We start from the raw sequence: 12,466 nt of genomic DNA, 5'->3' as shown, positions 1-12,466 counted from the left end.
TTAAGTTATCAGATACTTTCTGAATCTCTTCGGTAAATTTTCCTTTGGGTGAATTGCATGTCAGTCAAAAAAGTGCGATGGTTAAAAACTGCTTTACAGATAAAAGGTTCGGTAATTTCAGCAATTTATCGACGTGTGATCGGGTGTGGTTTATTTGGTGTTTTAATTTCTATACTTTACTATTTTAAATTCCCTGTATCACAACCTATTTTCCAAAACGTTATTCCCAGTATTGTTTTAGGTTTATTATTAGTTTTTCGCACGAATACAGCTTATGATCGTTTTTGGGAAGGTCGAAAAAACTGGGGTTCTATAGTGAACAATGTCAGGAATCTGGCGCGACAAATTTGGGTTAGCATTGATGAAATTCACCCAGAAGACAGAAATAAAAAAATTGGCACATTATACTTGTTGGTGGCTTTTGCTGTTGCCACTAAATTACATTTGCGAGGAGAAGGGGTAAACAGTGAGCTAGAAAACTTGATGTCATATTCTAAATATCTCAAACTGAAGAATATGAATAATCCTCCTTTAGAAGTGGCTTTTTGGATAGAAGATTTCCTCAAGCAGCAGTACAACCGCAAATGTATAAATAGTTATCAATTATCCAATATGCAAGAATTATTAAATAAGCTAGTAGATAATTTAGGCTCTTGTGAGAGAATTTTAAAAACACCAATGCCCTTAGCCTATGCAATTCATCTCAAGCAGTTAATGTTATTATATTGCTGCCTTTTGCCTTTCCAATTAGTACATAGTCTTGGGTGGTGGACAGGGTTAATTGTTGCTTTAATCAGTTTTACCTTATTTGGAATTGAAGCTATCGGATTGGAAATAGAAAATCCTTTTGGCTACGATGCCAATGATTTGCCACTAGATACAATCTGCTATAATATGAAACGAAATATTGATGATTTAATCAGCTTGACTCCTAGCGTTGAGTCCTACAATTGAAAGCTAGAAGTCACCAAAAAGCTAGCAATAATTGAGTATAAAAGTTTACGAAAATAATTGAATTAAATACCCTTGATTTTTGAACGGCGATTAGAACCACCTGTGCCTTAGCTTGATGTCTGAAAAATTTTCGGTCAACAGTCAGCAGCCAGCTAAGGAATTCTTAAAAGGCAAATCTCAATAGGGATTCTGGGATATTCTAAAATGAGTGAGAGATTGGCCGAAGAAAGTAATAATGAAACTGGCAGCAAGAGTGAGTCAGGTGACACCTTCATTGACTTTAGCGATCGCAGCTAAAGCTAAAGCACTGAAGGCAGAAGGAATAGATGTTTGTAGTTTTAGTGCTGGAGAACCGGATTTTGACACCCCAGCGCACATCAAAGCCGCAGCAGCAAAAGCTTTGGATGAAGGCAAAACCAAGTATGGCCCAGCAGCCGGAGAACCAAAGTTAAGGGAAGCGATCGCCCGCAAGCTCAAAACTGATAATAGTCTTGATTACAAGCCAGAGAATGTGATCGTCACTAACGGCGGTAAGCATTCTCTATACAATTTGATCGTAGCGTTAATCGATCCAGGTGATGAAGTGATCATCCCTGCTCCCTACTGGCTAAGTTACCCGGAAATGGTGACTTTGGTCGGTGGAGTATCGGTGATTGTTCACACAGATGCTTCAACTGGCTACAAAATTACACCGGATCAACTACGTAAAGCAATCACGCCTAAAACTAAGTTATTTATCCTCAACTCCCCATCAAACCCCACGGGAATGGTTTACACGCCAGATGAAATCAAAGCACTGGCAGAGGTAATAGTTGATGCAGATATCTTCGTAGTTTCCGACGAAATTTACGAAAAGATTCTCTACGATGGTGCAGAACATCTCAGCATTGGTTCTCTAGGAAAGGAAATTTTTGACCGCACCTTAATTAGTAACGGGTTTGCCAAAGCTTACTCGATGACAGGGTGGCGTATCGGCTATTTAGCGGGGCCATTGGAGATTATCAAAGCAGCAAGTACCATCCAAGGACATAGTACATCTAACGTTTGTACCTTTGCCCAATATGGTGCGATCGCCGCTTTAGAAAGTTCTCAAGACTGTGTAGAAGAAATGCGCCAAGCTTTTGCCAAACGGCGACAGGTAATGTTAGAGAGAATCAACGCCATTCCCGGACTCAGTTGTCCCAAACCAGACGGCGCTTTTTATCTGTTTCCTGACATCAGCAAAACTAATCTCAAATCCTTGGAATTTTGCGATGCGCTGTTGGAAGAACATCAAGTTGCGGTAATTCCCGGAATTGCCTTTGGTGCTGATAACAATATTCGCCTTTCCTATGCCACAGATTTGGCAACAATTGAAAAAGGCATGGATAGGTTAGAGAAATTCGTGCGATCGCGTATTTAGCTTCCTCACAGCACAGGAAGTGAGGTAACAGACGGTCTCGTGAACCAACAATCCCCCGGCTTTTTAATGTAACTGAGTCATCGCGTTAGTTACATAGCCGTGGGGAGTTGCAAAACTTGTTGTTGGATAGGCAGTTGAATTATAAACTCAGTTCCTTTGCCAATGGTAGAAAAACACTGCAATTTACCACGATGTTTTTCAATAATAATTTGATAGCTGATGGCCATGCCCATACCTGTGCCTTTACCCACAGGTTTAGTAGTGAAAAAAGGATCGAATACTCGGTTTTTAACCTGTTCTGGCATTCCTAGCCCATTATCAGCGATCGCAATTTCTACCCACTGCGAATCAATCACTGAAGTACGAATAGTAATTTGACTGGGATTTGCTTTCATCTGTTCACTGGTACGCTGGGCATCTACCTCATCTAAGGCATCCATTGCATTTACCAGAATATTCATCAAAACTTGATTGAGTTGCCCAGCATAGCATTCTACTTGAGGTAAATTGCTATAATCTCGAATTATTTCAATTGCTGGACGCTCTGGTTTGTCTTTGAGCCGATGTTGCAGAATTAATAGTGTACTTTCAATGCCTTCATGAATATTAACTACTTTAAATTCTGCTTCATCCATGCGCGAAAAGTTCCGCAATGATAACACAATAGTGCGAATCCGCTCAGTGCCTATTCTTATGGAAGACAGCATTTTTTGTAAATCTTCAATGAGGAATTCGAGGTCAATTTTGTCTGCAAATGCTTGAATTTCTGGGTCATCACTAGAATGGCGTTCTTGATAGAGATAAATCATTTGCAGCAAATCTTGAGTGTATTCGTTCAGATGACTAATGTTGCCGTGAATAAAGTTCACTGGATTGTTGATTTCATGTGCTACCCCTGCTACAAGTTGACCGAGACTAGACATTTTTTCACTCTGAATTACTTGTGCCTGGGTGCGCTGCAACTCACTCAATATGGTTTTAAGTTCAGCTGTACGTTCTTCCACTCGGTCTTCTAGTTCTGCCTTGCTATTTTCTAAGTCGTTAAAGGATTCGCGTAATTGCCCTGCCATGTAATTAAAAGAGTGAGCAAGCTTGTTGAATTCCTGGATATTGCTGTCATCTACTACTTGATCTAAGTTGCCAGATGCCATAGCCTGACTTGCTTGGTTCAATCTCACAATCGGGTGTGCAATACAACGAGAGGTAACGTATGCCATCAAAGTTGCCAATATCAATGCCCCCAAGCAAAGCACAATTGTAGTGTTAGTGTTGGCATTAATTTGTGCCATAAAAGTGTGTTCCGGTACACTCACCACTACTAGCCAATCCAGTCCATATGAGTCATGCCAAGGAGAGATATACACAAAATCTGCTTCTTTTTGCGATTTGAATTGCAGCTTTTTGGGTTCGCTAATAGATTGGAAACCATTAAATTTTTGCTGGATCTGTTGGCTGATGTTCCGAACTATGGGATCGGGACTATCTGTAGCTTTCAACCGCTGAATCTTGTTTTTGACTATGGTAAAGGGTTGTTGATGGCTAGAGTTCGCAATCAACATCCCATTGCGCTCTAGAATAAAAACTTGTCCAGTGCGACTGACATCCAAATGTTGTAAAAACTCGCTCAGCTTCAATAAATGGATATCTGTGGCGACCATTCCCAGTAATCGTTTTTGTGCATCGTAAATGGGACGACCAGCGGAAGCAACGATGTATGGATGATTTGGGTTATTCCAAGTGTAAATCCGCGACCACACAGGTTTACCTGCTTTTATAGGTTCTGTATACCAGGACATCTGAAAGTTGTCCCAATCATAAATAGTAGTGAGACGGGTGCGATTGCCTTGGTCATCAGTGGCATAGGTGTAAAGATTTTTTGGAGGTTTCGCACCCCAATCATCGATTGTGAGAGTTTTGCCGTCATACCGTGCGGCTCCTGCTCCTTCACCTGTAGTCAGCCCAATACCGATATAAGATAAATCATAGGCCTGCATTTGTTTCCAGAAATATTTGCCCATAGTTATGCGATCGCGCACATTTAATAATCCCATTTCAATGGCATCAGCATTAATCTGGTTCACTTTGTGAGGAATAGATAGATAAGAATTCAGATGCTGTTCCACCATCGTGTTTGTTCGATTCATTAGTTGGTCTGCTAAGTCGTTGACAGCTTTCTGTCCATTTTTAAATGACAGAAAGCCAACCAAACTTACTGCTCCAAAAATTTGTAAAACGAACGGAACAATCAGAACAAGTTGTAATGGCAAAACTTTAATTCTAGGGAATTGACACTTTTTCATTATTAGGTTTGTTTATTAGGGAACAACTAAATGGAATAAATAACTATCATCTTTTAAATTAAGAAATTAATTTAAAAATAATTTAATAGCACGCAAACCTAATTTTAGCTAGTATGAATAACTAATATAGATTAAGTAAAAGCCAGTAGTAAAAAGCCTTATAATAGTGAGTATATTTTTATATCTGTTTTGTGCTATGTGTACCAAATATAGTTTAAAGTTGTCAAAAATCAAGATTTACTGGACTATTAATTATTCAATACTGTCAGAAAGAATTGAAAATTTATTACATTGTTACAAGTACTAATTTAATGATATTCACTTATTTACAATAAATAATTTTTGCCGAATAATTAATTTCTGCATAGAGAGAATATTCGTATATTTTACAAAGTTTTATTTAAGCAATTATGTTTTAAATATTTAATTGATAAAATATATTTATCATTAAGTTGAGAAAATTAAATACTAAAATAATTTTTGAAAAAGTCACGAGGCTTATTATAAAAATTCTTTAATTTTTCTATAAAGTAACTATTCATAAACTCTGAAAAATTACTGAATTTTATTTGACAAGCCTGCCATTTAGGTAAGGGTATTTACAGATAACAGGCTAGAAGATTGATGCAATAAAAATGGAGGAATTATCCTAAATCAAAGGTACACTGTACAAACAATTCATAAATTGCCTCTACAATTAGCCCATACCTGACTTGGATGAAAACCTCTATATTTATATGTTGTACTAGCTGTTGACTTGCCTGCTTCCAAATACTTAACTACCTACCCAAGCAAGACACAACCTACGAAAATCGTCTCCCCTAACCTCAAAATTTGGGTATTGATCGAAACTGGCACAAGCAGGAGACAACAGCACTACAGGTGCTTGATACTGTTTGGCTAATTTTGCCGATCTAGGAACTGCCTTCTCCATCGTTTCCACGATTTCGTAATGAGAATAACCCACCTGTTGCAAACGTTGGGCAAACGCCGGTGCAGCACTGCCAATCAATAATACTGCTGCTGCTTTAGTTTTAATTTTTGCTAACCAAGCAGTATCATCACCAGGTTTTGCTTCTCCACCTGCAATCAAAATTGCTGGACTTTTGACTGATGCTAACCCCACTTCCGCAGCATCATAGTTAGTGGCTTTGCTGTCGTTAATAAAGTCAATACCTTCCCAAGCGCAGATATATTCTAAGCGATGGGCAACACCAGGAAATTCACGAATTGCAGTATCAATGGCATCGCGATTAATTCCTGCCAACCGCGCTGCTGCTACTGCCATCAGCAGATTTTGCAGGTTATGTTCACCCACCATTCGCAAAGCCGAGGCTTCCACAATTCTTTCTGGTGTGGAGTTCTGCAACTTTTCTACAACCCATCCATCTTCTATATAAAAGCCTTGTTCCCCGATTAAAAAATCCTTGCCTTTTACACTTGTCCAGTAAGCATCAGGCCAATCACTTTTACCGACTTTATGTAAATAAGGATCATCACCATTGAATATTTGCAAATGCGACTGACGCAAAAGCTTAGCTTTAATGTTGTAGTAGTTTTCTAAAGTCTTGTGACGCGCCAAATGATCTGGTGTAAAGGTTGTCCAAACACCGATGCGAGGTGCAAGGGATACAGAAGATTCAATTTGATAGCTGCTAATTTCGGCAATTACCCAGTCGAGTAAAGAATTAGGAGTTAGGAGTGAGGAGTTAGGAGTTAGGAGTGAGAAGTTATCAGCGTTCTCCCCTGCACCTCTGCTCCCCTGCTCCCCTGCTTCTCCTGCACCTCTGCTCCCCTGCTCCCCTGCTTTCTTGAAAGACAGGGCAACTTCACAGGCGGCGTAGCCAATGTTACCGCAAGCGGGGGCATTTAATCCGGCTGCTTGAAAAATTGCAGCAATTAAGGCGGTGGTTGTAGTTTTGCCGTTGGTGCCGGTGATTCCCACCCAAGGTAAAGCTTGTAAGTATCGCCAAGCGAGTTCCATTTCACCAATGGTTTCAATGCCTAATTCTCGTGCTTTGACTAACACGGGAATATCCCAAGGTACACCAGGACTGACAACAATTAACTGGGATAAATCAGTATCATCCAATTCTAGGGAATGTCCTAGTTTAACAGTTATCTGTTCGTCAGCAAGTTCTTGTTGTTGTTTGAGGAGGGTTTCGGAGGTGTTGCGATCGCTTAGTTCCACCTCCCAGCCTTCCCTTTTCAACAATCTCGCCGCAGCAATACCGGATTTTCCCAATCCAATTACAGAAGCTCTTGGCATAGACTGTAGCAGAGTACCCTGGTTAAGCACTCCTTATACTACCGCTTATCGGCAAAAATTACACCACCCTTTTGTTACTTGAGGTTACAGATTTTTGACGATCGCACCAAAATCAGCCAGCACGCGGGCATGATTCCGCAGTAATCCCAGCAAATACAAGCGATTGCGCTTGATTTTGGGGTCGGAATCCATAACTAACACGCTATCGGGGCCATCAAAAAAGTTACTTACGGTGGGAGCAATTTTTTCTAAGGCTGCTACTAACAGTTGATAATTTCTTGATTGCTGGGCTGTTTGAGTTTGCGGTACCAAATCAATAACTGCATCGTAGAAAGCTGCTTCGGAAGGCTTTTGGAATAATTCTTTGTCAATTACAGCTGTTGGTTCTAGCTGTTTGGTATCTAAATCACCTTGGGCTGCTAACCTTGTGGAACGGTTGACGGTTTCGTAGATTTTATCTAATGTGCCGTCATTGCGAATTTTTTGGAGGTACAAAGCGCGATCGCGCACATCCAATAAATCTTTTAAGGCTCGTTCTGTATATTCTGGGTCATTTTCTCCCAAAACGGCGTTCACTAGGTCATAGTCAATTTGCTTTTCTTCTTGCAGTAAGGTGCGGATGCGTTGCAAGAAAAATTCTTGCAATGTTTTAGTTAATTCTGCTTGGTCTTTGTTGTATGTAGTTGCAAAATCGGTTGCTATTTGCTCTAATAAAGTTTCTAAATTTATTTGCAAATTAGCTGTCCATGTAATGTTAACTACAGCGTTTGCTGCTCGTCGCAAAGCAAAGGGATCAGAAGAACCTGTGGGAATTAAGCCCAAGCCAAAGATACTAACTAATGTGTCTAATCTATCTGCTAGACCGACAACTTGACCTGTTAAGCTTTGGGGTAAAATATCGTCGGCTCCCCGTGGTAAATAATGTTCAAAAATTGCTGTTGCTACTTCTTTTGGTTCGTTGCTAGCTAAAGCATATTTTTGTCCCATTATCCCTTGTAATTCTGGGAATTCATAAACCATTTGACTCACCAAATCAGCTTTAGATAGCAAAGCTGCTCTTTCGATGTTGTGGCGTTCTTGTTCTCCCAATTGCAGTTGTGTGGTAATTTGGTCAGCAATTTTGATGACTCTATCTACCTTGGCACGTAGAGAACCCAAATCTTCTTGGAAAGTAACTTTTTCTAATTGTGGTAAAAAGCTTTCTAAAGGTTTGGCTAAATCAGTTTTGTAGAAAAACTGTCCATCTGCCAATCTGGCGCGGATGACTCTTTCATTGCCAACGGCAATAATATCTGATTTGGCGGGATCGCCGTTGGAAACAGTGACGAAATAGGGCAGTAATTCTTGGTTATTTGCTGTTTTGAACACAGGAAAATAACGCTGATGACTGACCATAACTGTGGTAATTACTTCCACAGGCAAGTGCAAAAATTCGCCTTCAAATCTCCCAACAACTGCGGATGGACATTCTACTAAGTTAGTGACTTCTTCTAACAAATTAGGATAGATTTCAGTAGAACCATTTAAATTTTGTACAGCCGCCTCAACTTGCTGTTTAATTGTAGTTGCTCGTTCATCAGCATCAACTACGACAGAGGCAGAACGCAGGGTACTAACATAATCAGTTGCTTGGTCAATTGTCACAGTTTCAGGATGTAAGACGCGATGGCCGTAAGAAATGCGGCCGCTGGTAATGGTTTCTGAACCATTTTCTAAGGCGATCGCCAGCACTGTCTCATCTAACAAAGCCACCAGCCAGCGAATTGGCCGGGAAAACTTCATGTCTCCGTCACCCCAGCGCATCAACCGCTTACCTTCTAAACTGGAAATCCACTGAGGTACAAGTTCTGTCAAAATTTCCGCCACCGGACGACCGGGAATTCTTTTTTGCACAAAGACAAAATCCCCTTTGTCTGTGGGGCGAACTTCCAAAGCGTCGATTTCTACTCCTTGCTTTTTGGCAAAGCCTACTGCTGCTGGTGTGGGTTTGCCATCTTTAAAAGCTGCTTGGGCGGGTGGGCCTTTGATTTCTTCTTCCCGGTCTGGTTGCTGGGATGGTAGACCTTGAATGAGGATTGCTAAGCGCCTGGGAGTACCGTAAACGTCTACAGATGCGCCTGTAAGGTTATTGGCTTCTAGACTTTGGGGAATGCGCGATCGCCACTGCACTAAGGCATCACTGAGAAAACTTGCGGGTAGTTCTTCTGTACCAAGTTCTAATAAAAATGCAGGCATAGGACAATGTTTTTAACGTTGCGTAGCTCAACTTTATCAGTCAATTCCAACAGTTTACCTCGCCGTAATGCTGACGTATGTATGCCATGCAAAACAGTTTAGCAAGGACTTGATCGAGCGCAGAGTGCTTTAAATAACCAAGACTCAGCCCGTTAACCTGTGCAAGTGGCGATGGTTAGCCCCACAAGCGCAAATTTTCAACGGAAGGATTATGAAAAAACTACTAGTAATCGCTTTTAGCGCTTTATTTACCATAATCATTGTTGAGATTGGGGTCAAACGTAAAAATATTACGAACCACAAATTTTACTTAGTCTTCTCGTATCAGAAGGCTATATTTAAATAGATACATTTGAGGCAAAGTGTAAATGATTTAACTTTTGAATATTTGGCCATTTATTTGAATTAAATAAAAAAAATTTTACTTACGAAGTAAAAAGTCACCCAAATTGTGCTTAGATGATACAATTTATATGAAGATTTTTTAGCATTTATTAAAATCTGCAATCCAATCTACTGTTGTAATAGCCAGCTAGATCATAAAGCATATCACGATAAATAATTGGAGTTTGTATCAACAGGACTCATGTATTGATTTTTATCTGACTGATTGTGCAGTTGATAAACTGTCATAAGTGGTTCTCTCCACCCTGGTGTAGTTAATCATTAAAGTAGTAGTATTTATTGATATTAAAAATACACCTGAGCCTCAGAGGCTGACTTCAAAAAATTTACAAATCATGCACATTCTGATTTATTCCTACAACTATCATCCAGAGCCGATCGGAATCGCACCCTTAATGACAGAACTGGCAGAAGGACTGGTAGAACGAGGTCATCAAGTGCGGGTAATAACAGGGATGCCAAACTATCCTCAACGCCAGATATATCCAGGCTATCAGGGAAAGTGGTATCTCACAGAAAAAAGCAATGGCGTCACAGTCCAGCGCAGTTATCTACGAATAAAATCCAAACCCAATCTTGTAGATCGACTACTGTTAGAGTTGAGTTTTATAGTTACAAGCTTACCACAAGCCTTCAATGGCAAGCGACCAGATGTGATTCTCTTAACAGTGCCACCGCTACTGGTTTCACTGCCAGCAGCTTTACTAGGGAAATTATATAAATGCCCAGTAGTGCTGAATGTACAAGACATTTTGCCAGAAGCAGCAGTGCGCGTGGGCTTAATGAAAAATAAATGGATGATAAAAGCCTGTGAAGCCTTAGAGAAATTTGCATATCACAACGCACAAAACATCAGTGTGATAGCCGATGGTTTTTTTGAAAATTTGGTGACAAAGGGAGTACCTGCCAAAAAAATAGTTTGCATTTCCAATTGGGTAAATGTGAATTTCATTCGCCCCTTAGCCAAGGAGAAAAACCAATGGAAATCTGCTCATCAGCTAGATGGCAAATTTGTAGTGATGTACTCTGGTAATATCGCCCTGACGCAAGGTTTAGAGACAGTAGTAGCCGCCGCTGCACTATTGCGTCACATTCAAGATATTGTCTTTGTGATTGCTGGCGAATCAACAGCCTTGGCAAGATTGCAAGAATATTGTTTGTCCTGTGGAGCAGATAATGTTTTGCTATTGCCGTTGCAGCCGCGAGAACAATTACCACAAATGCTAGCAGCTGCTGATGTAGGGTTGATTGTGCAAAAGCGTAATGTCATTTCCTTCAATATGCCTTCCAAAATACCACTGTTGCTGGCAAGCGGTCGCCCAATAGTGGCTTCGGTACCTGCGACTGGTACGGCTGCTAAGGCAATCACAGAGAGTGGCGGCGGTATGATTGTAGAACCAGAGTCACCTTCAGCCTTGGCGGAGGCGGTACTGGATTTATATAATAATCCGGCACTGGCGGCACAGCTAGGTCACAAAGGCAGAGAATTTGCTGTCGAACGCTATTCTTTTGAATATGCGATTAAGCAATATGAAGAGCTATTTTTTAATGTAGTTACTAGAACATCAACTTTGGATAGCACACGAAGATTAAAATCTCAAAAATCAGTTGTTGATATTTGAAAATTTGTATTAGTTAAAGAAGATTTCTAATCAAAGTATCTGCAAGCTCAGTTGATAATAATAGTTCGTGTTCCTATATTTTTAATGTAATGGCTAGAGTCAATTTCTATAAATTTTTCGACAAACGCAATCAGCCTAATCATCGATAGTGTGGGATTGCTGATGGAAGAGAACACACTAATAAATACACTAATAAATAATGTTCGATCGCAGCTACAAAAAATTTGAATCATGACAGGAATTTAGAGGATGTTTTAAAAGTGGGAGACTGTTGTAAGAAAACCCACAAGGCTTAAGCTGAAATTTGTATAATAATCAGCACCTCGTGAGCGAATGACTAAAGCATATCCTAGCAACCTGACATGGCAGCAGTAGAAATTAATAGACACCTTTTTCTACCCAACAATCTAATCATTCTCGAATTTACTATAAAAAGGATAGAGGCTGCCTGCGGCAGCCTCTATCCTTTTTGTAATGATTATCATTATTAGATATTGTATATTTTATTTTCTGGAAGTCCCTAATTTTTAAATGCGGCTTGGCTACTTTCACCTCTAAAGCTTCGACTAATCAAATCTCTAAAGAATTTCCTGTAAAATTCTCGGTAGGAAGGTTCTAGGTACTCGATCTTAGGTGCAAGCTGCTTGTGCCGTTCACGAAGATACTCCATAGGCACTGCTGGATTTTCGTGATGCTCTACATGCCAATTATTACCATTTGTAAACCATTCAACAAACTTATTAGTTCTAATAGTTCGAGTATTCTTGAACAAATTTGTTGTACTACTATTGCAACCTAAGTGTTCTGGTAATTCAATTAAAGCATGTATAGGTGCAGCACCTAGCAGCAGAGGAAGAAGCCAGACATCTAGAAAAAACGAGGTTTGCAAAGCAACAGACAAGATGAACATAAGGATGATTAAACCAACCATTAGGCGGAATTCATTATCCTTGCTTAAATACCGACACCAATTAAACCAACCAAAAGTTCGCTCTACAACCCAACGCTTAGAGGATGTTTAAAAAGTATTATTACTAACAACAAAAGCTTCCGAACCTAACCCCGCTACCCTCCCTTCCCTACGAGGAAATGGGGGTTTCAAAGCCTCTTTCCCCTTCGGGGAGAGGTTTGGAGAGCAGGGCTGTTTTGTTCCTGCTCAATGGGTGAAATTGCAAGATTCAAAGAGATAAAAATTGAGAGCAAGCGCACAATTTTAGTAAAAAATTTTTGATATCAAGCAGAAAAATGCCTCTTCCTGTCAGCCTCTTTCTTGGATAAG

At 40.1% G+C, this 12,466-nt stretch carries 7 protein-coding genes; 3 read left to right on the top strand and 4 right to left on the bottom strand.

Features of this window, described 5'->3' with window-relative positions; translation table 11 throughout:
• Window positions 1-57 precede the first annotated feature (57 nt).
• Window positions 58-954 carry a bestrophin family protein gene (locus I8748_RS30465; RefSeq protein ID WP_198128222.1) on the top strand — a complete coding sequence of 299 codons (897 nt, stop codon included), beginning with the start codon at window positions 58-60 and terminating at the stop codon, window positions 952-954.
• Window positions 955-1,189: 235 nt separating this feature from the next.
• Complete coding sequence (locus I8748_RS30460) at window positions 1,190-2,356, top strand: pyridoxal phosphate-dependent aminotransferase (protein ID WP_198128221.1); 1,167 nt, start codon at window positions 1,190-1,192, stop codon at window positions 2,354-2,356.
• 89 nt (window positions 2,357-2,445) lie between these two features.
• Here I8748_RS30460 and I8748_RS30455 read toward each other — a convergent pair whose 3' ends face one another.
• The 3 genes from I8748_RS30455 to glyS form a co-directional block, all read right to left on the bottom strand.
• Window positions 2,446-4,656, bottom strand: coding sequence for an ATP-binding protein (locus tag I8748_RS30455; RefSeq protein WP_198128220.1), 2,211 nt, complete (start codon window positions 4,654-4,656; stop codon window positions 2,446-2,448).
• 775 nt (window positions 4,657-5,431) lie between these two features.
• Window positions 5,432-6,925 carry a UDP-N-acetylmuramoyl-L-alanine--D-glutamate ligase gene (murD, locus tag I8748_RS30450; RefSeq protein ID WP_198128219.1) on the bottom strand — a complete coding sequence of 498 codons (1,494 nt, stop codon included), beginning with the start codon at window positions 6,923-6,925 and terminating at the stop codon, window positions 5,432-5,434.
• Window positions 6,926-7,009: 84 nt separating this feature from the next.
• Window positions 7,010-9,160 (bottom strand): glycine--tRNA ligase subunit beta, encoded by a 2,151-nt coding sequence (gene glyS, locus I8748_RS30445; RefSeq protein ID WP_198128218.1) that lies wholly within the window; start codon window positions 9,158-9,160, stop codon window positions 7,010-7,012.
• 740 nt (window positions 9,161-9,900) lie between these two features.
• Here glyS and I8748_RS30440 point away from each other — a divergent pair.
• Entirely contained in the window at window positions 9,901-11,187 is a 1,287-nt protein-coding gene (locus I8748_RS30440) for a glycosyltransferase family 4 protein (protein WP_198128217.1), read from the top strand.
• 520 nt (window positions 11,188-11,707) lie between these two features.
• On the opposite strand, the gene I8748_RS30435 is transcribed toward I8748_RS30440, so the two are convergent.
• A complete protein-coding gene (locus tag I8748_RS30435) occupies window positions 11,708-12,097 on the bottom strand; it encodes a fatty acid desaturase (RefSeq protein WP_198128216.1) in 390 nt (129 codons plus the stop codon).
• Between the last annotated feature and the right edge of the window lie 369 nt (window positions 12,098-12,466).

This window comes from Amazonocrinis nigriterrae CENA67 (genome assembly GCF_016056305.1).
Classification (GTDB): domain Bacteria; phylum Cyanobacteriota; class Cyanobacteriia; order Cyanobacteriales; family Nostocaceae; genus Amazonocrinis; species Amazonocrinis nigriterrae.
This window is presented reverse-complemented; position numbering and strand designations above follow the sequence as displayed.